The sequence below is a fragment of the Tianweitania populi genome, assembly GCF_014652875.1.
Lineage (GTDB): Bacteria > Pseudomonadota > Alphaproteobacteria > Rhizobiales > Rhizobiaceae > Tianweitania > Tianweitania populi.
The window spans coordinates 407,887-432,186 of sequence record NZ_BMZQ01000001.1; the positions used below are offsets into that span (position 1 = coordinate 407,887).

Sequence of the window (24,300 nt, forward strand, 5' to 3'; positions counted from 1 at the left end):
TTCGATGGCAAGGAGATCAGAGACTATGAGCAACTCCAGCAAACCCTCGCTCAGCACGCGCAACCGCTTCCTCGCGGCCGCCGCTTCCGCAGCGATCATCGCAGGCGCCGGCTTCGGCGCTGTGACCAGCGGCACGGTTCCTGTTCTGGCAGAGGCCGTCAGCGTTGCGCCGCAAAACCAGACCACCGGCTTCGGCGACGTCGTCGATAAGGTCAGCCCGGCCGTTGTCAGCGTCATGGTGAAGGGCCAGACCGAAACCGCGATGAACGATGGCGGTCGCGGCGGACCATCGCAGATGCCGGGCTTTGACGAACTGCCCGACAATCATCCCCTGAAGCGCTTCTTTCGTGAATTCGGCGGACCAGACGGTCAGGGCGAAAGCCGTCGTCCAGAGCGCCGCGGCGGCGAGCGTCACCATCGCAACCAGGAGCGGCCAGTCGCTCAAGGCTCCGGCTTCTTCATTTCCGAAGATGGCTACCTCGTCACCAACAATCACGTGGTTGAAGGCGGCGATGCCTATAGCGTCAAGCTGACGGATGGTGCTGAATACGATGCCAAGCTGATCGGGCGCGATCCGCGCACGGATCTCGCCGTGCTCAAGGTCGACAACAAGGGCAGCAAGTTCACCTATGTCGGCTTTGCCGATGATGCGAAGGTGCGTGTCGGTGACTGGGTGGTCGCTGTCGGCAACCCGTTCGGTCTTGGCGGCACGGTGACGGCTGGTATCGTGTCGGCGCGCGGCCGTGACATCGGCGCGGGCCCTTACGACGACTTCCTGCAGATCGACGCTGCCGTGAACCGCGGCAACTCCGGTGGTCCCGCCTTCAACACCAATGGTGAAGTTGTTGGCGTCAACACCGCCATCTTCTCGCCGTCCGGCGGCAATGTAGGCATCGCCTTCGCCATTCCGGCTTCCACCGTGAAGCAGGTCGTGACGACGCTGATGGAAGGCAAGTCGATCGAGCGCGGTTGGCTCGGTGTGCAGATCCAGCCGGTAACGCCTGAGATCGCGGAATCGATCGGCCTGGAAAACGCCAAGGGCGCGATCGTTGCCTCTGCCCAGAGCGACAGCCCGGCGGCCACGGCCGGCGTGAAGGACGGCGACGTCATCACGGCTGTTGATGGTCAGGCGGTTTCGACGCCGCGTGAACTGGCCCGCGTGATCGGTTCGGCACGTCCCGGCAAGGACGTGAAGATCGACCTGTGGCGCAACGGTAAGGCCCAGTCGATCAACGTCAAGCTTGGCGTGTTGCCCGGCGACGAAAAGGCTGCGGCTCAGACCGGCGACGACCAGCAGGACGAGGATCTGGCGAGCACGCTCGACGATTACGGCCTGACGGTTGCTCCGTCTGACGATGGCAAGGGCGTCGTGATCACGCAGGTTGATCCTGATAGCGACGCTGCGTCACGTGGTCTGGAGGCCGGCGACGTCATCGTGTCGGTCAACTCGAAGGAAGTCACCAGCCCGGATGAGGTCGAGACCGCCATCAAGGATGCCGCCAAGGCCGGCCGCAAGCAGGTGCTGGTTCAGGTGACCCGTGACGACGTCAACCGCTTCGTCGCCCTGCCCACCAATCAGGGCTGATTGCCCTGCACGATCCGGTTGGCTTTTCCCTTGAGCCGGCCGGATCGTGGGTGATGCCACCTCCGCTCAGGAGGCTGATTGCGGCAGCGGGCATCGTGTTCGCTGCTGCACCTTTTCAGGAAAGGATCCGATCATGCTGAGCGATTCCTCTTTCCAGCGTTCCGATCTATCCTCATATACATCAGGCATGAAAATCCTTGTCATCGAAGACGATCGCGAAGCCGCGGACTACCTTGAGAAGGCGCTGAACGAGGTCGGCCACACCGTCCATGTCGCGCGTGATGGCGAGTCCGGCTTCGTGCTGGCCGATAACGGCGACTACGATGTCATGGTGGTGGACCGCATGCTGCCGAAGCGCGACGGTCTGTCGGTGGTCGCCGGGCTGAGATCGCGCGGCAATGATACGCCGGTGCTGATCCTTTCAGCGCTCGGCCAGGTCGATGACCGCGTGACAGGCTTGCGCGCTGGCGGCGATGATTATCTCACCAAGCCCTATGCTTTCTCCGAACTGCTCGCGCGCGTTGAAGTGCTGAATCGGCGTAGCGGCAACAAGGAGGTCGAGACCACCTATCGCGTCGGTGATCTCGAGCTCGACCGTCTCTCGCATGTCGTGAAGCGAGCAGGACAGGAAGTGACCTTGCAGCCACGCGAGTTCCGTTTGCTGGAATATCTCATGCGCCATGCGGGCCAAGTGGTGACGCGCACGATGCTTCTGGAAAATGTCTGGGACTACCATTTCGACCCTCAGACCAACGTCATCGACGTGCATGTGTCGCGTTTGCGCTCCAAGATCGAGAAGGGCTTCGACACGCCGGTTCTGCATACGGTGCGCGGCGCCGGCTATATGCTGAAGGCGGGTTAGCGCTTCCGTGTGGGCTCGCCTTTCGGCCACGATGAAGACGACGGCAGCTCGGCTGTCGGCGCTTTACCTTCTGCTGTTTGCCGGCTGTGCCATCCTGCTCGTCTTCTACATGACCTCCTTGTCCGGTCGCATGTTGGTCGGCCAGATCCAGGACACGATCAACGAGGAAATGGCCGGTCTTGGACGCGCTTACCAGCGCGGCGGGCTGGCGTCGCTTGTGCGCGTCATCGAGATGCGTTCCCGGCAGCCCGGCGCGAACCTCTACCTCATCACCGATCCGCAAGGGCGCATTCTCGCCGGCAACGTTCAGAGCCTGCAACCGGGCGTTCTGGACAAGCTCGGCTGGACCGAGCGGCCTTTCGGCTATCAGCGTTATGGCGAGGCCGAAGGCGAAAGGCGCGCCACGCGCTACGGCGAAGAAGCGACCGTCGATGCCGATCCGACCCAGCCGGTGCATCTGGCGACTGCCGTGGTGCTGCGCCTGCCAAACCAGATGATCGTGATGGTGGGCCGCGACCTCGGCGAGCCGGAGCGTTTCCGCCAGGTGGTGCAGCGCGCGCTGATCGTCACACTCGGCATCATGGGCCTCGGCGCGCTGCTGATCTGGTTCTTCGTTGGACGAACGGCTTTGCGCCGCATCGACCGCATCTCGGAAGCCAGCCGCCGCATCATGGGTGGCGACTTGAGCGGGCGGCTGCCGGTGGAAGGCAGCGGCGACGAGTTCGATCGTTTGTCGGAAAACCTCAACGAGATGCTCGCCCGCATTGCGGCTCTGAACGAGGGCCTCAAGCAGGTGTCCGACAACATCGCTCATGACTTGAAGACGCCGCTCACCCGGCTGCGCAACAAGGCGGAATCAGCGCTGGGCACGCCCAAGGACACCGCCGAGTATCGCGAGGTGCTGGAGGGCACGATCGCGGAATCCGATCAGCTGATCCGCACCTTCAACGCCATCCTGATGATCTCGCGCCTTGAAGCCGGCTATTCCGCCGAGGCCATGGTGGATGTCGATTTGACGGCGATCGCCAGGGATGTGGCAGAGCTTTACGAGCCGGCGGCCGAGGAAGTCGGCGTTGTTTTGGAAAGCGCTGTGGATGTGGCCGCGACCGTGCATGGCAACCGCGAGCTGATCGGGCAGGCGCTGTCCAACATTGTCGACAACGCGATCAAATATTCGGCAGACACCGATGGCGAGTCACGCGTCGTCGTGTCTCTGACCGCCGATGATGCGGAAGCGCGATTGTCGGTGCGCGATACCGGTCCCGGCATTCCGGAAGACGATCGAGCGCGCGCGACCGAACGATTCGTGCGGCTGGAGAAAAGCCGATCGCAGCCGGGTTCAGGCCTTGGCCTGAGCTTGGCCAAGGCTGTGATGGGCTTCCACCATGGGCGTTTGGAACTGGCTGACGCCGAGCCCGGTTTGCTGGTATCGATGATCTTTCCGATGATCAGGAAGCCGGATGAAACAGCGGACAGACCGGGATAAACAAGCGGAAGACGGCACGCTCTGGTTCGGCCAGCCGGTACAAGCTTTGCCGCCGCTCAATGCCGAGGAGGCACGGGATGCTCTGTCAGACCTAACCTCTGCCGCGAAGGAGCAGGGCGCATCCCAGCTTGCCGTGCTTAGCAGCTGTCACGCGCCGCTTACGGATTTTCTTGGCAGCGTTCTTTCGCTGTCGCCCTTCCTGAAAAGCGCCTTCCTGCGGCGCCCCATCGCTCTCGAGGCTTTGTTCAGTCTTCCGCTGGCCAAGCGGCTTGAAGCGATCGAAGCCGACATCCTGACGTCGCTTGAGGGCGAAACGGAAAGCCAGCTGATGACGCGCTTGCGCCGGCTCAAAGGCGAGGCGCATGCTCTGATCGGTCTGGCGGATCTCTCGCGCACGCAAGACACGCAAGTGACCATCCACCAATTGTCGAGCCTCGCCGATGCGTGCCTTGGTGCTGCCGTACGCTTCCTGCTGCGTGACGCGCACAACGGCGGCAAGCTCAAGCTGCCAAACGCCGACAAGCCGGAAGAAGGCAGCGGCTGGATCCTGCTTGGCATGGGTAAGCTCGGCGCGCGTGAGCTGAACTTTTCTTCCGACATCGACCTGATCGTTCTGTTCGATCCCGCAGCACCCGCCGTCCCTGACCGCGATGAAGCGGGAGAGCTGTTCGTGCGCTTGACGCGCCGCCTGGTGCGCATTCTGCATGACCGCACCGGCAACGGTTACGTCTTCCGCACCGATCTGAGGCTGCGCCCCGATCCGGGCTCCACCCCGCTCGCCATCTCGGTCGATGCGGCGCTGGCCTACTACGAAGCGCGCGGCCAGAACTGGGAACGTGCTGCCATGATCAAGGCGCGGCCCGTGGCGGGTGATGGACAGGCCGGCATGCGCTTCCTCGGCGATTTGCGCCCCTATGTCTGGCGTAAATACATGGACTATGCGGCGATTGCCGATGTGCATTCCATCAAGCGCCAGATCCACGCCCATCGTGGCCACGGCGATGTCGCGGTACGCGGGCACAATGTGAAGCTCGGCCGCGGTGGTATTCGCGAGATCGAGTTCTTCGTGCAAACTCAGCAGCTGATTGCCGGGGGACGCTATCCCGAATTGCGCGGACGCGAAACGTTGGCGATGCTGGGTATGCTGGCTGATCAGCGCTGGATCACCACGGAAGCAGCTAGCACCCTTGGACGGCTGTACTGGTATCTGCGCGATGTCGAGCATCGCATCCAGATCGTGGCGGATGAGCAGAGCCATGTCGTGCCGGAGGAAGACGAGGGCTTCTCCCGCATCGCGCGCCTGATGGGTTACGGTCAGGACGACGCTTTTGCCGACGACCTTCGTGCGGCGCTGAAATCTGTCGAGAAGCACTACGCGGCTTTGTTTGAAACCGCGCCGAAACTGTCGGACGAGGTTGGCAATCTCGTTTTCACGGGCGATGTTGATGATCCCGACACGCTGCAAACGCTGACCACGCTCGGCTTCGAGCGTCCTTCCGACATGATCCGCCTGATCCGTGGCTGGCACTTCGGGCGTTATCGCGCCACGCGCTCGGCCGAAGCGCGCGAACGGCTGACCGAACTGACACCGGCTCTTCTACAGGCCTTCGGCGAAACGCGGCGCGCGGATGATACAGCGATCCGCTTCGACGCGTTTTTGTCAGGCCTGCCCGCCGGCATCCAGTTGTTCTCTTTGCTTCAGAACAACCCAGCGCTGCTGCGCCTTCTGGTCACGATCATGGGCGCCGCGCCGAGGCTTGCTGAAACGATCACCCGCAGCCCGCATGTCTTCGACGGGCTGCTTGATCCCGCGCTTCTGTCGGAACTGCCTAGCCGCGATTACCTGTCGGGCCGCCTCGTGACCTTCTTGGACGGCGCACCCAGCTTCGAGGAAGCGCTCGATCGGCTGCGTATCTTTGCTGCCGAGCAGCGCTTCCTGATCGGCGTGCGGCTGCTCACTGGCGCGATCGATGCGCCGCGTGCCGGTCGCGCTTTCTCGGACCTCGCAGACCTTACCATCGGCCATGCATTCGCGGCGGTGGAAGCCGAAATGGCGCAGCGGCATGGTCGCATACCCGGCGCGCGCACGGTAATCCTCGGCATGGGCAAGCTTGGCAGCCGGGAGCTGACGGCGGGCTCTGATGTCGACCTGATCCTGATCTACGATCACGCTGAAAGCGCCGAATGGTCCGATGGCGACAAGCCGTTGGAGCCCTCGCGCTACTTTGCCCGGCTGACCCAGCGGCTGATTGCAGCCGTATCAGCGCCGACCTCAAAGGGTATCCTCTACGAGCTCGATCTGCGGCTGCGCCCTTCCGGCAATAAGGGGCCTGTCGCTACCCATATCGACGCCTTCCGCAAATACCAGCAGCAGGATGCCTGGACCTGGGAACATATGGCGCTGACACGCGCTCGCCCGGTTTCAGGTGACGTCACGCTCGCCACTGAGCTGAGCAGCGAAATCCACGCGATCCTGTCGGCTGCACGCAAAGCCTCGGAAGTGAAGGCGGCGGCGGTCGAAATGCGGAACCTGCTGGAGCAAGAAAAGCCCGCACGCGACGCCTGGGATCTGAAGCTCGTTCCCGGCGGCTTGATCGATCTCGAATTCATCGCGCAGGTGGCAAGTCTCACTGGCGCGGTTCAGGCCGGACCGGATCGTGAGACCAGCACAGCCGCCGTGCTCGCCCATCTCGATCCCGCTTTCGTCGACGCAGGCGCTGTCGAGACGCTTGTATCGGCCCATCAGCTTTACACGGCGGTCACACAGGTCATCCGCCTCTGTGTCGTCGGCGATTTCGACAAGACCGACATGCCGCCGGCACTGGCCGATATTCTGCTGCGGGCGACCGACACGCCCGAGGTTTCCCTCCATGATGCGCTGCTTGTGGACACCCAGCGCAATGTGCGCGCGATCTTCGATCGCCTTCTTCGCCGTAAATAGCGGTGCGATCAGGCGGCGCGCAGTTGTGAATGCTGTTGAGCGGGCAGGCGGACCGAAACGACCGTTCCCGAACCTTCCACCGAGCGGATCTTCAGAGAGCCGCCATTCAGCTCGGCAAGCGAGCGCGAAATAGCGAGGCCGAGACCTGAGCCGGTGTGGTTCTTCGACATCTGGTTCTGCACCTGCTCGAAGGGCCGCCCGAGCTTGCTCAGCGCGTCTTTCGGGATGCCGCAGCCGTTGTCTTCAATCGTCAGCATCAAGGCACCCGCCGCGTGGCGCGCCCGCACCGATATGCGCCCACCCTGGCCGGTGAATTTCACCGCGTTCGACAGGAGGTTGATCGCGATCTGCTTGACGGCGCGCTTGTCGGCAAAGGCTGTCAAAGTGTCGGCGATCTTGGTGTCGATGGTAATCGCCTTGGCCTGCGCCTGTAGGGCAACCACCTTCACCGCTTCGGTGATCAGCGGTGCGAGATCGACTTCCTCGCGATCCACCGTGAAATGACCGGCTTCGATCTTGGACATGTCCAGGATATCGTTGATGACGCCCAGCAGATAGGTGCCGCTGGAATTAATGTCCCGCGCATATTCCGCATAGCGCTCTGAGCCCAGCGGTCCGAAGAAGCCGCTCGCCATCAGTTCGGAAAAGCCGATGATGGCGTTAAGCGGCGTGCGCAGCTCATGGCTCATATTGGCGAGGAACTCGGACTTGGCGCGGTTGGCTGCCTCGGCGCGTTCCGTCTCGTGCATGTATTTGGTGTTGAGGTCGGCGAGTTCCGCCACGCGCTCTTCTTCGGCGCGGCGGGCAAGGCTGAGATCGTGAATGGTCGCCATCTGGCGCCGCTCGCTTTCGGTTAGACGCTCCTGATGCTGCTTCAGCTGCGTGATGTCGGAACCCACCGACACGATGCCGCCATCGCGCGTCCTCAGCTCATTGACCTGCAACCAGCGACCATCGGCAACCTGGCGCTCATAGGTCGCGCCGCCGAACGGCCCGTTCGAATTGGCAAGCCGGCGCTCGGATACGAACTTCGTCATGCGCTGCTCGATCGCGCGGCGTTCGGTGCCTTCCGCGAGATCGTCCAGCGACAAGCCCACATCGCCTGCGAACTTGCTGTTGCACATCACCAGCCGGTTGTCGGCGTCCCATAGAACGAAGGATTCAGAGATGCTTTCAATTGCCGTGCGCAGGCGCTGGTCGGCGGCTTCCGATTGTTGAGCCAGCGTGCGCTGTTCGGTGACATCGACGGCGATGCCGATCAGGTGAATTTCGTCGGCATCCGGGTCCACGACGGTGGCGCGGGCCCGCATCCAGACCCACTGACCCTCGGCATTGCGCATGCGGAAGATGTGGTCGATCTGATCGGTCTGCTTCGACACGATGCGGTTGGCCAGCGCGAACAGATCGCCGTCGTCGGGGTGGATGATCTCCGCCACATCGCCGAAGGACAGCATGGAGTCGAAGGCTTCATAGCCCAGCATGTCATACATAGAGCGCGACCAGTACATGCGGCCGCGGTGAAGATCCCAGTCCCAAAGACCGCAGCGGCCACGCACAAGCGCCAGATCGATGCGCTGATGCGCTTCGAGATAGATGCGGTCGGCAGAGCGAGCGCGTGATGCCTGGCCGAAATAGGCATACAGGATCACGATCATCACGCCGGCTGTCAGCACGTAGAGCGTGACGTTGAGCGACACGGTCTTGCGCCATTCCGCAAACACGGCTTCGTGCGAAATCATCGAAATGGCGCCGGCCGAACGGTCCGGCATCAGGCTCATGGCCGCGTACCATTCCTCGCCGTTCATCGACACTGTCAGCACGCCGGCGCGCTCTCCGAACAGGAACAGCGGCTGGCCGCCGATGATGACCTGTTCCAGCGAACGGTCGAGCAAACCGGTCTGGTCGGGCGAAACCGCCGTGACCTTGAACTTGGCGTCGGTCAAAGCGAGCACATGGTGATTGCTGAGCGAGCTGAAACCGCGCGCATAGTTCAGCGTGCTGCTCGACGCAGCCTGGCGCGCTTCCGGCGTGTCGCCGGCATGCTCGTAGCCACGGATGATGTCGGCAGCCGTCAGCGCAAGGATCGTGCGGGCATTGCGCTCGACCTCGTCTTGCGACGTCATCAGCGAAAGAACGCGCGTAGCGGCCACGACAATCAGGAAAACGACGATCAGGCTGGGTATGGAACGGCGCAGGATCGGCTCGGCCGCAAGCAGGCGCTGATACGCTGGATGCGCAAGCGAGCGGGCTGTTCCCGCCAGTGCCGACCGGTGCTTCGCTGCGCTTGCTCGCGCATGCGTCCGCTTACCGTCCGCGCGCCACGCGTCCGCCTTTCCCATCAATGGGCCCCCGAATTGCTCTTGCTACTGAAAAGATCCGAGAACGCCGCACTGCCGAATCTAACCTAAAGAATCAGACCCGATTCGCCGTGTCCAGCCCCTTTGGTCGGCTTTGCCGCCAAGCGTTGCAAAGAAGACTCAAGCCAGCGTCCGTTCGACGATGTCGCGCAGGTCCGATGACAGGTCCCTGTGCTGGCTAATCGCGACCAAAGCTTGGCGGGCCTTGTCCTGCCTGCCCGGTTCCAGCGAGCGCCACGACCGGAAAGCGGTAGCGATGCGTGCGGCCACCTGCGGATTGCGGCGCTCGACTTCAAGCACGGCATCCGCGAACAGCTTGTAACCGGAGCCATCCGCTGCATGGAACGCCGTCTGGTTGGCCGCCGCGAACGTACCCACCAGCGAGCGCACACGGTTAGGGTTGTCGATCGAGAACCCGCTGTGGCGCATGAGCTCGCGCACGGTGTTGACGGTTGCCGTGCCGGGCACCGTCGCCTGGATCTGGAACCACTTGTCGATCACCAGCGGCTCGGGGCGGAAGCGGCTTTCGAAATCTGCAAGCGCTGCAACGGTTTCCGGTGATCCGCTCTGGCGGTGGGCCAGCACGGCGAGGGCCGCAGCGCGATCCGTCATGTTGGTTGCACTTTCATACCGGCTGGCAGCACGCTTCACGTCACCTGCCGGCGCCGAAAGATAATCGAGCAGCACGTTGCGCAGCGAGCGTCGGCCCGCATCGGCCGCGTCGGGGCTGAACGGACCGCTTGCCGCCATCGCCTCGTAGATCTTCGCGAAGTCATCTGCATTGGCAGCTGCGATAGCAAGCACCAGCGCGTTACGCGCGGCAAGGATCGCGTCGGGGTCGATGGTCTGGCCGATCTCCCGCGCGATGTCGCCTTCACCCGGCAAGGACAGTGCCAACGCGCGGTAAGCAGGCTCAAGCGCTTCGTTGCGCGCCGTATCACCTACCAGCGCCAGCAGGGCCGGGGCGAACTCGGGCGTGCTGCCGCCACGAATGGTGCGATAGGCCTGCGTCAGAGCCTGCGTGTAGAGCGTCGTCAGCGCCTGCCAGCGGGCGAACAGGTCGCTGTCATGCCGCGCGAGGAACATGCGGTCTTCCGCCGTCTGCTCCATCGCCAGCATGATCGGCGCGGAGAAGCCACGATTGATGGAGAGCACGGGACGCTCGGGCACATCGGTGAAGCGGATCGTCTGGTGGCGCTTGCGCAGGTGGATGACGTCGCCTTCGACGCCTTCACCCGCAGCCTTCACCGCGATGTCGCGACCATCCTGCCCCACAAGACCGAACTGCAGGGGAATGTGCATCAGCCGCTTGCGGCTTTCGGAGGGTGTCGGCGCCAGCGCTTGTTCCAGATGCAGGGTGACTTCCCGCTTGTCGGCATCGTGGCGCATCGCAACCTGCACGCTCGGCGTACCCGCCTGATGATACCAAAGCGCAAATTGCGAGAGGTCGCGGCCGGAGACTTCCTCGAACACCCGCAGGAAGTCCTCGATGGTCGCGGCGTCGCCATCGTGACGCTCGAAGTAAAGATCCATGCCCCGCCGGAAATCTTCCGCGCCAAGGATGGTTCGGATCATCCGCACGACTTCCGAGCCCTTTTCGTAGACTGTCGACGTGTAGAAGTTGTTGATCTCGCGATAACGCCGCGGACGCACGGGATGGGCGAGCGGCCCCTGATCCTCGGGGAACTGCTGCGCCCGCAGGCCGCGCACTTCGGCAATACGCTTTACGGCGCGCGAACGCTGGTCGGCCGAGAATTCATGATCGCGAAAAACCGTCAGCCCTTCCTTCAGGCAGAGCTGGAACCAGTCGCGGCAAGTGATTCTGTTGCCTGTCCAATTGTGGAAATATTCATGCGCGATCACCGCCTCGATGCCGGCATAATCGGCATCACTTGCGGTGGCTTCGTCGGCCAGAACATATTTGTCGTTGAAGATGTTGAGACCCTTGTTCTCCATCGCGCCCATGTTGAAGTCGGACACGGCAACGATGTTGAACACATCGAGGTCGTATTCCCTGCCGAACACCTCCTCGTCCCAGCGCATGGAGCGCTTCAGCGCAGCCATCGCATAGGCAGCGCGCTCTTCCTTGCCATGCTCGACATAGATGCCGAGTTCGACCTCACGGCCGCTCGCGGTGGTGAAGCTGTCCTTGATCGAACCGAGATCGCCGCCAACCAGCGCGAAGAGATAGGACGGCTTGGGGAAGGGGTCGTGCCACACTGCAAAATGCCGGCCGCTGTCCAGCGCGCCGCTTTCCACCGGCCCTCTTTCCACTAGATTGCCGTTGGACAGGAGTAGCGGCGCTTCCTTGCTGTCCGCTTCGAGCCGCACCGTATAGACCGACAAGACATCCGGCCGATCCAGGAAGTATGTGATGCGTCGGAAACCCTCCGCCTCGCATTGCGTCGTGTAGTTGCCGCTTGAGCGATAAAGGCCAGACAGCGCCTTGTTGTGCTCCGGCGCCACTTCCGTTTCAATCGACAGTGTGAACGTGTCGGCCTGCGGCAACTCGTTGATCGTCAGCCTGTCGGGCGTCGCCGTGTAGCTTGCCGCATCCAGCACTTTCCCGTTGATCGCAAGGGAGCGCAGCACCAGCTCGTCGCCATCCAGAACAAGGGCCGCGTTAGGCGGCTGACCGCTGCGCGTGCGGATCGTCAACTCGGCTTGAACCAGCGTCTTCGTTGGATGCAGATTGAAGGTCAGCTTGGTTTCCGGGATCAGGAATTCGCTCGGCTTGTAATCCTCAAGCTTGAACACTTGGCCTGTGTCGACGCGCATTCCGGTTTCCTCGGGAAAAGCCGCGCCGGCTGAACGGGCGCGGCGGGATCGCTGATGCGGCCTTCATATTACGGAAGCCCGTCGAAACAAATCGACAACACGCCCGTGGCCTAGCACTTTCGCCCGGATGAATGCTGGCTTGCTCCAGCCAATTCACTTAAGCGGGGTGCGACGCAAAAATTGAGCCTGTTCAGCCTTGTTGCTTGAGCATGGCATTTCACCGATAGCCGCGGACTTAGAATTGAAACCTCCCAGCAGAGCTGCCTCCAGGCGCTACGAACCGAGTGACTCGCGTCCGCTTCTGGCGATCGGCTTGAAGGTCTCGTCGATCCTGGTGTTCCTGGGCATGAGCATCTGTTTGAAGGCGGCCGGCGATGTACCGCTCGGGCAATTGGTGTTCTACCGCTCGGCCTTCGCCATCGTGCCGATCATGCTGATGCTGGCCTGGCAGAACAAGCTTCTGCGTGGCTTCAAGACCCAACATCCCGCGAGCCATATTCTGCGCGGTCTGGTTGGTGTTGCCTCGATGGGCCTGCAGTTCTTCGCGCTGACCCACCTGCCTTTGCCGGAGGCCGTGACGCTGAACTACGCGCAGCCCTTGTTCGTGATCGTCTTCAGCGCTGTGTTCCTGGGAGAGATGATACGCGCCTATCGCTGGGGCGCGGTCTTGTTCGGGCTGGTCGGCGTCGTCATCATTTCCTGGCCGAGCCTTTCGCTGTTCACTTCCGGGGAAGGTTTCACCAACGCGCAGGCGGCCGGCGTCACAGCCGCGCTGACCGCTACAGCCGTCTCGGCCGTTGCCATGTTGCTGGTGCGCCGGTTGGTGAAGACTGAAGAAAGCGCCACCATCGTCCTGTGGTTTTCGCTGACGTCGACCGTTGCCGGCCTCCTGACGCTGCCTTTCGGCTGGGTCTCGCTCAGCTGGCCGCAACTCACGCTTCTTGTCACCGCCGGTCTTTGCGGCGGCGTTGCTCAGATCCTGATGACCGAAGGTTACCGCCACGCTGAGGTGTCGACCGTCGCACCCTTTGAATACACATGCATGATCTTTGCGATCGCCGCTGGTTACTTCCTGTTCGGAGAAGTCGCGTCGGTCAACATGATCATCGGCGGTTTGATCGTTGTCGCTGCAGGGCTTTTCGTTATCTGGCGCGAACATCGTCTTGGCCTGGAACGGACAGCTGCAAAGAAGGCGTCGTCTCCGGGTGTGTAGAACCCCGATCAAGACTTCCCCGCCTGGCGCAACGTTTACTTTGGGATGAAAGATGCTTCGATCTTGATCCCGTGCGAGCCGAGTGCCACGACAGTGTCGTTAAGGCAGGGAAGACTTTGATCATGGCGGATTGCATTGTTCTCGGCGCGGGTATGGTGGGCGTCAGCACCGCGCTTGCATTACAGGCAAAGGGGCGTTCGGTGGTCCTGGTGGATCGCCGAGGTGCCGGCGAAGAAACCAGCTATGGCAATGCCGGCATCATCCAGGGCGAAGCCGTCGAGCCCTACGCCTTTCCCCGCGATCTCGGCTCGATGGTGTCGATCGCGCTCAAGCGCGGCAACGAGGTGAACTGGAACCTCACCTCACTGCCGAACTGGGCCGCACCCGTTCTGCGCTATTTCCGCCATTCGAGCCCGGCGCGCTACAAGACGATCTCGCAGACATATTCGCAGCTGATCCACCGCGCGACCGCCGACCACGCACCTTTGATTCAGGCATCCGGCTCCGACAACCTCATCCAGCGCGAAGGCTTCCGCCAAGTGTTCCGCACGCCGAAGCGCATGGAAGAGGGCGCCCGCACGGCCGAGCGTCTGCACGAGGCCTACGGCGTCGGCATCAGCATCGAAACCGCAAGCGAGTTGAAGGCTGCCGAACCCAACCTGCGCCGCGATCTGCAAGGCGCCGTGCGCTGGACCGAGCCATGGACCTGCTCCAGCCCCGGCGGTCTCACCGCGAACTACGCGCGCCTGTTCGAAGAACGCGGCGGTCGCTTCGTCAGCGGAGATGCCACGACGCTCGAACAGGCCGCTTCCGGCTGGCGGGTCAAAACGGACGATGGCGTGATCGAAGCGTCTGACGTCGTCGTCGCGCTCGGTCCGTGGTCGCCAGAACTGCTGAAGCGCTTCAACTACCGTATCCCCATGCTGTTCAAGCGCGGCTACCACCGCCACTATCATGGCGGCAAAAGCCCGACGGTCGCGATCATGGATGCCGAAAACGCCGCGATCATCGCGCCGATGATCGCTGGCTCGCGCGTTCTCACCGGCGCTGAACTGACGCATTTCGATGCCGCGCCTGCCTTGCGCCAGCTCAATCGCGCCGAAAACAGCATCCGCGAGCTGTTCGACCTCGGCGAGCCGGTCGAGAACGAACCTTGGTGGGGCAACCGGCCCTGCATGCCCGACATGCTGCCTGTGGTCGGTGCCGCGCGCCGTTACAAGGGCTTGTGGTTCAACTTCGGCCACGGCCATCAGGGCTTTACGCTCGGACCCACCACGGCAGCGCTGCTCGCAGACAAGATGGCAGGAGAGGGCGACAATGCGCTGGTGGATCGCCTGTCGCTCGAGCGCTAAACGACGCTCTTCAGCCGCGCCTTAATCTCAAGGAAGTCGCGCCAGGCAAGCTTCTTGTGTGCGGGATTGCGCAGGAGATAGGCCGGATGCAGCGTCGGCATGGCGGGGATCTCCATGCCTCCAGGTGTCTGGTGCACCTTCCAGCTGCCGCGAATGCGCATGATGCCTTCCTTAGCCTGCAGGATCACCTTGGCCGAAGGATTGCCCAGCGTTACTATCACCTGGGGCGCCGCCAGCTCGATCTGACGTTCAATGAAAGGACGACAGATTTCGGTCTCCAGCGGCGAGGGATCGCGATTGCCCGGCGGGCGCCAAGGAATGACATTGGCGATATAGACACTGTCGCGATCAAGCCCGATGGCCGCCAGCATGCGGTCGAGCAACTGCCCGGATCGCCCGACAAATGGCCGTCCTTCCAGATCCTCATCGCGCCCGGGCGCTTCGCCGATAAACATGATCGGCGCTTCCGGATTGCCGTCCGAAAACACCATCTGCTTGGCTGTGAATTTCAGATTGCAGCCGTCGAAGCTGTCCAGCAGTCCGCGTAACTCTTCCAAATTCGAAGCAGACCGGGCCAACTCACGCGCTCGCGCCGCTTGCGCTTCGGCTGGGATGGTCGGTTGACTGAGCGGTGCGGCGGCAATCGGTGCGGCTGGAACAGGGACTGCCGCGGGTGCGGATGGCCTTGAGGATTGCGCAGCCGCCCGCGTGTCTCCATGCGGCATGACCCGCTTGGCGCTTTCTGCAAACCGATCATGCGGCTCGTCATCCAGCGCATCGCTGTAGCCGGCATCGGCATAAAAGCGCAGCAGCGCTTCAATATCGGCATCGATCCTGTCTGGCATGATGCCCTTTTCGGCTTCTCTTCGAGCGGATGCAAGCGCCGGATCGCAAGAGGCTGGAAAGAGCGCGAACCGCAGTTTAGAAAACCTCCAAAGACGCGACGTTTTGCGCCGTTAGAACGTCGAAAAAGACGTGCCCACGCGAGGAAACTTGCGTTATGCACGATCTAACAGGTGTTTGGAGGCGCTCGGGAACAGCGCCCCGGAGGGAAGTCATGGACGAGATCGAACGCGAAAGCATGGAATTTGACGTGGTGATCGTGGGCGCAGGTCCCGCCGGTCTAGCCGCCGCCATTCGCTTGAAGCAGGTCAACCCGGATCTTTCCGTCGTGGTGCTGGAAAAGGGCGGCGAAGTCGGCGCCCATATCCTGTCGGGTGCTGTTGTGGATCCCACCGGCATCAACCAGCTGCTGCCGGATTGGCGCGAGGATGCCGATCATCCGTTCAAGACGCCAGTTACCAAGGACCAGTTCTTCCTGCTCGGGCCGGCAGGCTCGCTACCGCTTCCGAACTTCCTGATGCCGCCGCTGATGAACAATCACGGCAATTATGTCGTGTCGCTCGGCAATGTCTGCCGCTGGCTGGCAACGAGGGCCGAAGCTCTTGGCGTCGAGATCTATCCCGGATTCGCAGCCACTCAGGTCATGTATAACGACGAAGGCGCTGTGATCGGCGTCATCACCGGCGACATGGGCGTCGAGCGCAACGGCGAGCCCGGCCCGAACTTCGCACCCGGCATGGCGCTGCTCGGCAAATACGTGCTGCTGGGCGAGGGCGCGCGGGGGTCGCTGTCCAAGGTCATCATCAAGAAGTTCGGCCTGGATCAGGGCCGCGAACCCGGCAAATACGGCATCGGCCTCAAGGAACTCTGGCAGGTCAGCCCTGAAAAGCATCAGCCCGGCCTCGTGCAGCATTCCTTTGGCTGGCCGCTGGATCGTTCCACCGGTGGCGGCTCGTTCCTGTATCATCTCGAGAACAACACGGTGGCCGTCGGCTTCGTGGTGCACTTGAATTACAAGAATCCTTACATTTCGCCTTTCGAAGAGTTCCAGCGCTTCAAGGCGCATCCGCGCGTCCGCGACACGTTCGAGGGTGGCAAGCGCTTGTCCTACGGTGCCCGCGCGATTACCGAAGGCGGCTACCAGTCCGTTCCGAAACTATCCTTCCCAGGCGGCGCGCTGATCGGCTGTTCGGCCGGCTTCGTCAACGTGCCCCGCATCAAGGGTTCGCACAACGCCGTTTTGTCCGGCATGATGGCGGCGGATAACATCGTCGAAGCGCTGGCTGCCGGCCGCGCTAATGACGAGCTGATCGGCTACGAAAATGCCTGGCGCGGTTCGGCCATCGGCAAGGACCTGTTCAAGGTCCGCAACGTCAAGCCGCTCTGGTCGAAGTTGGGCATCGCCGGCATTGCGCTTGGCGGCCTCGATATGTGGCTGAACACGCTGTTCGGCTGGTCGCCCTTCGGCACGATGAAGCACGGCAAGCCGGACTATGCCTCGACCGAACCCGCGTCCAAGCACCGCCTGATCAGCTATCCGAAGCCTGATGGCGTGCTGACCTTCGACCGCCTCTCGTCGGTCTTCCTGTCCAGCACCAATCACGACGAAAACGAGCCGATCCACCTGCAGGTTCTCGACCCTGCCTTGCAGAAGCAGTCCGAACTCGGCGTCTTCTCCGGCCCATCGACCCGCTACTGCCCGGCCGGCGTTTATGAATGGGTAGATGAAGACGGCAATTCCGTCGCCGGCGGCCCAGCTGCGCCCAAAGGCGAGAAGGGCAGTGAGAACCGCGACGAAGGCAATGCGCGCGAAGCCCGCTTCGTGATCAACGCGCAGAACTGCGTGCACTGCAAGACCTGCGACATCAAGGATCCCAACCAGAACATCAACTGGGTCCCGCCCCAAGGAGGCGAAGGGCCGGTCTACGCCAACATGTAAATGCAAAAGGCGGGCCTTGAGCCCGCTTTTCTCTTACTGAAAAGCTGTTTCCGAGAACGAGCGCAGCTTGCGTGAATGCAGCCGTTCCAGCGGCATGTCGGCGAGCTTTTCCAGCGCGCGTATGCCGATCGTGAGGTGTTGCGACACCTGCCGCTTGTAGAAGTCGGTCGCCATGCCCGGCAGCTTCAACTCGCCATGCAGCGGCTTGTCCGACACACAAAGCAGCGTGCCGTAAGGCACGCGGAAGCGGAAACCGTTGGCGGCGATGGTCGCGCTTTCCATGTCGAGGCCGATCGCGCGTGATTGCGACAGCCGCTGCACCGGTCCGCGCTGATCGCGCAGTTCCCAGTTGCGGTTGTCAATCGTGGCTACCGTCCCGGTGCGCATTATGCGCTTCAGCTCGTAGCCGGACAGCCCGGTGACTTCCGCCACCGCCTCCTGCAGAGCGACCTGCACCTCGGCTAGCGCAGGGATCGGCACCCAGACCGGCAGGTCGTCGTCCAGCACATGGTCCTCGCGTACATAGGCATGCGCAAGTACATAATCGCCCAGCGCCTGCGTATTGCGAAGGCCAGCACAATGGCCGAGCATCAGCCAGACATGCGGCCGCAGCACCGCGATATGGTCGGTGATCGTCTTGGCGTTGGATGGGCCGACGCCGATATTCACCATCGTGATGCCGGCATGACCGGGCTTCGTCAGATGATAGGCCGGCATCTGTGGCAGGCGGATCGGCACCGCACCCTCCCGCGCCTCGTTCTGGCCGGGAAGCGTGATGAGATTGCCGGGCTCGATGAAGCTCTCATAACCTCCGCCGCCCTCGGCCATCAGCTTGCGCGCATAAGCGCAGAACTCGTCGATATAGAACTGGTAGTTCGTGAACAGCACGAAGTTCTGGAAATGCTGCGGCCCGGTCGCCGTGTAATGCGCCAGCCGGTGCAGTGAGTAATCGATGCGCTGTGCCGTGAAGGGTGCAAGCGGAGCCGGTTCGCCGGGGGCGGGCTCATAGGTGCCGTTGGCGATCAAATCGTCGGTCGCATTCAGGTCCGGCACGTCGAACATGTCGCGCAGCGGCCGCGTGATCCGCTCCGCCGCAGCCCCTTCCACATAGGTGCCCTCGAAGAAGGCGAAATGCAGCGGGATGGGTGTCTCGGATTCCTGCACGATGATCGGCACGCCGTGGTTGCGGATGATCAGATGCAACTGTTCGAGCAGGTAATGCCGGAACAGGTCCGGCCGCGTCACCGTCGTCGTATATTGCCCCGGTGCCGGCATGTGACCGTAGGCATGGCGCGAGTCGATCAGCGCGAAGGACGAGGTGCTGACGGAAATTTCCGGATAGAAGGCGCGGTAACGGTGATCCGCATTGCCGCCCTCGGCCAGCGCCGAGAAACTGTCGCGCAGAAAGCGGGTGTTGCGCTCGTAAAGCCAGATCAGCGCATCCACCGCCTCTTCGGCATTGGTGAAGCTCTTGCGGCCATAGGCTTCAGGCCCTGAGATGATCTCGATCGGTGTCGGGTAGATTCGCTTTTCCATGACCCAATATAAGGGCACGCCCCTCTTTGTGGGAGAGGCGTAGCGGCTTCATGTTGCGAAGCCGTGACGCTTGGTTACTGCTTGTCCCAATGGCAGGCGTAATCGTTGAACCATGTGCAGGAAATGCTGCCATCATTGGTCCGCCCGCGCGTTGTCTCCGCCACCACGACGGACAGCATCATGCCGAAAAGCATGGTCATGAAACAAACAATGGCGAAGCGGCGTGCGAGCATGGCGGCGGTCCTCCGAAAGTGTTGAGCCAACTATGAAGCCGCCGCGCTGAATCCTCCCTGAGACTGCCGTTCATCCTGCGTTCAACAAAATTGAGCCGCAATTAACCATGCTTCGCTCGATTGTTGCCGGCATTGCGCCCATATCTCTTCCGACTTGAAGGAGAGTTATCATGCCCGAACAAACCAAGCCGATCGAACTTCATTACTGGCCGACGCCCAATGGCTGGAAGGTTTCCATCATGCTGGAAGAGCTCGGCATCCCTTATGATTTGAAGCTCGTGAACATCGGCAAGGGCGAACAGTTCGAGCCCTTATTCCTCGCGATCTCTCCCAACAACCGCATGCCCGCGATCGTCGATCCGGAAGGCCCGGACGGGAAGCCGATCTCAGTGTTCGAGTCTGGTGCGATCCTGCAATATCTCGGCCGCAAGTTCGGCAAGTTCTACCCCACCGACGAGCGGCAACGCGTCGAGGTCGATCAATGGCTGTTCTGGCAGATGGGCGGTCTCGGGCCCATGGCCGGTCAGGCCCACCACTTCCGCCAATATGCGCCGGAAAAGATCGAATACGGCATCAACCGCTACACCAACGAGGTGAACCGGCTTTACGGCGTCATGAACAAGCGCCTGGCCGACCGCGACTTTCTCGCAGGCGAATACTCGATCGCCGATATGGCCTGCGTCGGCTGGATCAAGCCGCACAAGAACCAGGGTCAGGATCTCAACGATTTCCCGAACCTCAAGCGCTGGTACGAAGCTGTAAATGCGCGTCCTGCTGTCGAGCGTGGTCTGGCTGTCGCCAACGAAGCCCGCTCGAACCTTGCCGATGACAAGGACGCGCAGAAGGTCTTGTTCGGCCAGAAGGCGCGCTGACGCCGTTAAAGGCGGCAGCGCCTAGCGTTGCCGCCTTTACAGCCGCGTCCAGTTCTGGCCGCGGCAGATCAACCCGCCCAGCACGCACCCCTTCATCGATAGAGCGTTGCCGGACAAGCTCGCCTTGCCGGAATAGGTCTTGTCATTGGCGGGATCGGTGACATCGCCGGAATAGCGGTTATCGCCATCGGCATTCATACGACCGATCTGCTTGCCCTTATGCGCGCCGCTGCGCAGTGTGATGCAGAAAGCCTTTCCGCAGGGCGCGATCTCGGCGGTGGCGCCGCTGTCGGTCTTCCACCTGCCTTCGATATCGTCGGCAAAGGCCATGCCTGATGTAGCAAGCAGCGCTGCAAGCGCAAACATGATCGAACGCTTCATTCTTTCCTCCAGCGGCTTCCTCAAAGGTGCTGTTCCCGGAGCTTAGAACACAAAGCCAGTTGCGTGGAAGACGGCTTCTTTGATGCGAAAGGTTCGCGCCGGTCGAAGTGCTTCCCGAAATCGCGGTTAGCAAAGCGTGACTTCGCAGCCGACAGTTTCTGTCGATATTTCTTCGACTTTCCCGCGCTCCTGCGGTTCTCATCCTTAAGAATCAGTCACCTTTACTTCTTGTTTTATGTTTGTTTTCCAGGAGTTAAGCACATGGCTTAACAGCGGATTCAAGGAAGAAGCGCATTCTATGGGCATCAGAAGAGGCCGGGAAAACAAGGTCTCAGGGGCTAACAGGGATCGAGATAATGGCACGCTTTGAAATCCTGGACGACCAAGCATCTTCGATGGGTACGACCACCCACGCCGACATCCTCTTCGACCTCGGCTTGATGTACGCAACCGGCCGCGACTGCGCCGTCGATCTGGTTGCTGCGCACAAGTGGTTCAACATCGCTGCCATCAAGGGCTGCGAACGCGCCGGAAGCATGCGGGCGGAAGTGTCGGCCAGCATGAACAAGGCCGATCTCGCCAAGGCGCTGCGGCAGGCACGCGACTGGATGACGGTTCACTAAAAACAATGGGGAGCGGGGCACGATGCACCGCTCCCCATAAATTTGACGATGAGGGTCAGACGCGATCCTCAGAGATCGGCGCTGTCCTCGTCGTTCGTTCCTGCGTTGCTGTTGAGCTTGTCGAGCAGGTCGTTGACGATATCGGCGCAAGCCTTCATCGGCTCGTTGGAAGCGCATCGAACATCCAGTTCCACGCCGCCATCTTCCTTCGTGGTGAGGCGGAAATGCGCACCTTCATTGCCGCGGCCGTGGCGCGGACCGTTATCGCCGCCGCGCCAAGGATGTCCGCGCGGACGGTCTCGGTCCCAGTGATGGTGACCTGGGCCTCGGCCCGCTTCGTCCTGCCTGTCAGCGGGATCGCGCTCGTCCTGATCCATGCTGTCCATCTGGTCTTCCATCCCATTTGAGGATTGGAGGTCCTGATCGTCATTTTTCGCGCCCGTCTTGTTGCCAGGCGTTAGTTCGGGCGGCGTCGTTTGCGTTTGGTTCGGCGCAGTCTGGGCCGGTGCAGCCGGAGGCGGGTTGGTGGCTGCTTCCTGGGCAAAGGCCGAGCCGGCCAGCAGAGTAAGCGCGGTTGCTGAGACAATCAGGCGTTTCATGGGTAGATCTCCTTGGTTTCGATCTGCCTGCCCAACCATCGTGACTCCCGATGGTTCCTGTTTCAACGTTCAACTCATGCCGACATATCGGCCGGGGCGATGGTTGATCGCCAGGATCATGTTAAACATGACGGCGCCGATCACCGACAACACGACCTGCGGCCAGGTCAGCACGGAGAGCGCGATCAGCAGAATGACGAGATCCACGCCTAACTGGAAATAGCCCGCGCGCATGTTGTAGCGGTCCTGCAGGTAGAGCGCCAGGATCGAGAAACCGCCCAGGCCCGTGCGGTGCCGCGCAAGGATCAGCAGGCCCATGCCTTGCAAGCCGCCGCCGACGAAGGCCGCGAAAAGCGGGTCGAGATGCGAGAAGGTGATGAACATTGGAAAGATGCGGCTCATCACGGAGACCAGCATCACGGCAACAAAGGTTCGTATGGCGAAGCCCCAGCCCATACGTGCAACCGCAAAGGCATAGAAGGGCAGGTTGGTCACGAAGAAGATCAGGCCGAAGCCGTAACCCGTCATGTACTGCAGCAACAGCGCGAGGCCAGCCGCACCGCCGGTCGCCAGCCGGGTTTCGGTGTAGAAGGTCAGCCCGAGTGCGGCAAAGCCGGTGCCGATCAGAAGTGCGAGCACATCCTCATAGAACCGGTGGCGGCTGGCAGTGGCTTCGCTGATCGACATGGCTGAACGCTATTGGGCTAGCGCGAACGCGGCAAGAGCCGAGCTCACGCTGTCCCCGCTTCTTCAAAGGTCACGAGCACCGTGCGGTCCTCGACCTGCTCGCCCTGTTCGACAATCGAAGCGACGATGGCATCGGCGGGTGCGTTGATCGTGTGCTCCATCTTCATGGCCTCGAGCACCAGCAGCGGCTGGCCTTTGCTGACGTGATCGCCTGCTTTGGCCCGAACCAGCTTCACCAGACCCGGCATCGGCGCGCGCAGGCCGCCGGACGCGGCACCGCTTTCCGACGCCTGTTCCAGCGGATCAAGCGAGGCGAAGTTGAAACCCATCGCACCCTCGAACACCGTGAGGTGACCGGGCCAGCGCACGACGTCCTCAACGGCTTTGGCGGGCAGGGTGACCGGCCCATTGCCATCGCCGAGCACAACTGCCCAACGATCGCCTTCAAGCGCTGTGACGGCAACCTCAACTGACAAATCATCTGAGCCAAGCCTGACCTGGCGCTGCACAGCGTTGAAGTGCGCATAGCCGCCTAGTGCCTTCCACGGGTCGGTTGAGCCGCCAGCAGGCGAAATCCCGGCCGCTGCTAGAACGGCCTTAGCTTTGGCCGTCTCAGAAGGCGCCAGCAGCGCCGTCAGCGTTTCTGCCTTGCGCTCGATCAGCCCCGTATCGACCCGGCCTGCCGCAAAATCGGGATCGCGGGCGAGTTCGCGCAGGAACACGGTGTTGGTCACCGATCCGGCAATTTGCGTATCGTCCACCGCTTTTACCAGAGCATCCAGCGCGGCCGTCCTATTTGAGCCATGCGTCACCAGCTTGGCGATCATCGGATCGTAGAAAGGCGAGATCGCATCGCCGGCACGGACGCCGGTCTCGACACGCAACTCCTGACCTGCTGCGGGGAAGGCGAGGTGGTGCAGCGTGCCGGTGGCCGGCAGAAAGCCCTTGGCTGCATCCTCGGCATAAACCCGCGCTTCAAAGGCGTGACCGTTCAGCGTAATCTGATCCTGCGTTTTCGGCAGCGTCTCGCCAGCCGCGACGCGCAGCTGCCACTCCACGAGGTCGATGCCCGTCACCATCTCGGTCACCGGATGCTCAACCTGCAGCCGCGTGTTCATTTCCATGAACCAAAACCGGTCCGGATGCAGACCGTTGGCGCCGTCGACGATGAACTCGATCGTGCCGGCGCCCGAATAGCTGATCGCCTGAGCAGCCTTCACCGCCGCATCGGTCATCGCCTTGCGCATTTCGGGCGTCATGCCGGGAGCAGGCGCTTCCTCGATCACCTTCTGATGGCGGCGCTGCGCCGAGCAATCGCGCTCGAAGAGATGCACGACATGGCCGTGATTGTCGCCGAACACCTGCACCTCAATGTGGCGCGGTGACAGGATGTATTTTTCCACCAACACCCGGTCATCGCCGAACGCCGCCTTGGCTTCCCGGCGCGCCGCCGCCAACGCTTCGGGAAAGGCGTCGGGATCATCCACCCGCCGCATACCCTTGCCGCCGCCGCCGGCGCGCGCCTTGATAAGGACGGGATAGCCGATCTCGCGCGCCTTGGAAGCCAGAACGACGATTTCCTGCGCCTCGCCGTGGTAACCCGGCACGACAGGTACGCCGGCCTTCTCCATCAGCCGCTTGGCCGCGTCCTTCAGACCCATCGCACGGATCGAGTCGGCGGAGGGTCCGATAAAGATGAGGCCGGCGGCCATCACTTGATCCACGAAGTCGGGATTTTCCGACAGGAAGCCGTAACCGGGGTGAATAGCTTCGGCTGATGTTTGCTTGGCGGCTTCGATGATCTTGTCGCCACGCAGATAGCTTTCGCCGACAGGCGAGGGGCCGATATGCACGGCTTCATCCGCCATTTCGACATGCAGCGCACGTGCATCGGCGTCGGAATAAACGGCAACGGTGCGGATGCCCAGGCGCCGTGCCGTGCGGATCACGCGACAGGCGATTTCGCCGCGATTGGCAATGAGGATCTTGCTGAAAAGCTTTGACATCTCGCTC

The 24,300-nt window shown here is 62.0% G+C and carries 18 protein-coding genes; 9 read left to right on the forward strand and 9 right to left on the reverse strand.

The genetic code is table 11. The annotated features are described in order from the left end of the window. The first annotated feature begins 25 nt into the window (after window positions 1-25). The 4 genes from IE166_RS02020 (at window position 26) to IE166_RS02035 (ending at window position 6,874) form a co-directional block, all read left to right on the forward strand. Window positions 26-1,585: a Do family serine endopeptidase gene (locus IE166_RS02020; protein ID WP_189501364.1), complete on the forward strand. Its 1,560-nt coding sequence runs from the start codon at window positions 26-28 to the stop codon at window positions 1,583-1,585. A 187-nt stretch (window positions 1,586-1,772) separates the two neighbouring features. Further along, window positions 1,773-2,447, forward strand: a complete 675-nt coding sequence (locus IE166_RS02025) for a response regulator transcription factor (protein WP_189501365.1) — start codon at window positions 1,773-1,775, stop codon at window positions 2,445-2,447. A 31-nt stretch (window positions 2,448-2,478) separates the two neighbouring features. After that, window positions 2,479-3,933: an ATP-binding protein gene (locus IE166_RS02030; RefSeq protein WP_385964208.1), complete on the forward strand. Its 1,455-nt coding sequence runs from the start codon at window positions 2,479-2,481 to the stop codon at window positions 3,931-3,933. Then, window positions 3,908-6,874, forward strand: coding sequence for a bifunctional [glutamine synthetase] adenylyltransferase/[glutamine synthetase]-adenylyl-L-tyrosine phosphorylase (locus IE166_RS02035; RefSeq protein ID WP_189501367.1), 2,967 nt, complete (start codon window positions 3,908-3,910; stop codon window positions 6,872-6,874). Before IE166_RS02030 ends, IE166_RS02035 begins: the two co-directional genes overlap by 26 nt. Before the next feature lie 8 nt (window positions 6,875-6,882). Here IE166_RS02035 and IE166_RS02040 read toward each other — a convergent pair whose 3' ends face one another. Further along, window positions 6,883-9,213: a PAS domain-containing sensor histidine kinase gene (locus IE166_RS02040; protein ID WP_189501368.1), complete on the reverse strand. Its 2,331-nt coding sequence runs from the start codon at window positions 9,211-9,213 to the stop codon at window positions 6,883-6,885. Window positions 9,214-9,351: 138 nt separating this feature from the next. Next, window positions 9,352-12,009, reverse strand: coding sequence for an aminopeptidase N (pepN, locus tag IE166_RS02045; protein ID WP_189501369.1), 2,658 nt, complete (start codon window positions 12,007-12,009; stop codon window positions 9,352-9,354). Window positions 12,010-12,250: 241 nt separating this feature from the next. On the opposite strand from pepN, the gene IE166_RS02050 reads away from it, so the two are divergent. Together IE166_RS02050 and IE166_RS02055 are read left to right on the forward strand one after the other, a co-directional pair. Beyond that, a complete protein-coding gene (locus tag IE166_RS02050) occupies window positions 12,251-13,222 on the forward strand; it encodes a DMT family transporter (protein WP_385964212.1) in 972 nt (323 codons plus the stop codon). Between the two features lie 122 nt (window positions 13,223-13,344). Beyond that, the gene (locus IE166_RS02055; RefSeq protein ID WP_189501370.1) at window positions 13,345-14,574 is read left to right on the forward strand and encodes an NAD(P)/FAD-dependent oxidoreductase; all 1,230 of its coding nucleotides are present in this window, start codon (window positions 13,345-13,347) and stop codon (window positions 14,572-14,574) included. Here the strand turns inward: IE166_RS02055 and IE166_RS02060 are convergent. Beyond that, window positions 14,571-15,419 carry a uracil-DNA glycosylase gene (locus tag IE166_RS02060; protein ID WP_189501371.1) on the reverse strand — a complete coding sequence of 283 codons (849 nt, stop codon included), beginning with the start codon at window positions 15,417-15,419 and terminating at the stop codon, window positions 14,571-14,573. The genes IE166_RS02055 and IE166_RS02060 overlap by 4 nt on opposite strands. A gap of 212 nt (window positions 15,420-15,631) precedes the next feature. On the opposite strand from IE166_RS02060, the gene IE166_RS02065 reads away from it, so the two are divergent. Then, the gene (locus tag IE166_RS02065) at window positions 15,632-17,356 is read left to right on the forward strand and encodes an electron transfer flavoprotein-ubiquinone oxidoreductase (protein WP_189501372.1); all 1,725 of its coding nucleotides are present in this window, start codon (window positions 15,632-15,634) and stop codon (window positions 17,354-17,356) included. A gap of 33 nt (window positions 17,357-17,389) precedes the next feature. Here the strand turns inward: IE166_RS02065 and IE166_RS02070 are convergent, their stop codons facing one another. Both IE166_RS02070 and IE166_RS02075 read right to left on the reverse strand, forming a co-directional pair. Then, window positions 17,390-18,892 (reverse strand): AMP nucleosidase, encoded by a 1,503-nt coding sequence (locus IE166_RS02070; protein ID WP_189501373.1) that lies wholly within the window; start codon window positions 18,890-18,892, stop codon window positions 17,390-17,392. Between the two features lie 74 nt (window positions 18,893-18,966). Further along, window positions 18,967-19,125: a hypothetical protein gene (locus tag IE166_RS02075; protein WP_189501374.1), complete on the reverse strand. Its 159-nt coding sequence runs from the start codon at window positions 19,123-19,125 to the stop codon at window positions 18,967-18,969. 170 nt (window positions 19,126-19,295) lie between these two features. Here IE166_RS02075 and IE166_RS02080 point away from each other — a divergent pair, with 170 nt between their 5' ends. Beyond that, window positions 19,296-19,997: a glutathione S-transferase N-terminal domain-containing protein gene (locus IE166_RS02080; protein ID WP_189501375.1), complete on the forward strand. Its 702-nt coding sequence runs from the start codon at window positions 19,296-19,298 to the stop codon at window positions 19,995-19,997. Between the two features lie 36 nt (window positions 19,998-20,033). Here IE166_RS02080 and IE166_RS02085 read toward each other — a convergent pair whose 3' ends face one another. After that, entirely contained in the window at window positions 20,034-20,378 is a 345-nt protein-coding gene (locus IE166_RS02085) for a DUF2147 domain-containing protein (protein ID WP_189501376.1), read from the reverse strand. 356 nt (window positions 20,379-20,734) lie between these two features. On the opposite strand from IE166_RS02085, the gene IE166_RS02090 reads away from it, so the two are divergent. Beyond that, entirely contained in the window at window positions 20,735-21,001 is a 267-nt protein-coding gene (locus tag IE166_RS02090) for a sel1 repeat family protein (protein WP_189501377.1), read from the forward strand. A 68-nt stretch (window positions 21,002-21,069) separates the two neighbouring features. Here IE166_RS02090 and IE166_RS02095 read toward each other — a convergent pair whose 3' ends face one another. The 3 genes from IE166_RS02095 to IE166_RS02105 form a co-directional block, all read right to left on the reverse strand. Then, the gene (locus tag IE166_RS02095) at window positions 21,070-21,600 is read right to left on the reverse strand and encodes a hypothetical protein (protein ID WP_189501378.1); all 531 of its coding nucleotides are present in this window, start codon (window positions 21,598-21,600) and stop codon (window positions 21,070-21,072) included. A 69-nt stretch (window positions 21,601-21,669) separates the two neighbouring features. Continuing rightward, entirely contained in the window at window positions 21,670-22,287 is a 618-nt protein-coding gene (locus IE166_RS02100; protein WP_189501379.1) for a YitT family protein, read from the reverse strand. A 44-nt stretch (window positions 22,288-22,331) separates the two neighbouring features. Next, window positions 22,332-24,293, reverse strand: coding sequence for an acetyl/propionyl/methylcrotonyl-CoA carboxylase subunit alpha (locus IE166_RS02105; protein WP_189501380.1), 1,962 nt, complete (start codon window positions 24,291-24,293; stop codon window positions 22,332-22,334). Window positions 24,294-24,300 lie beyond the last annotated feature (7 nt).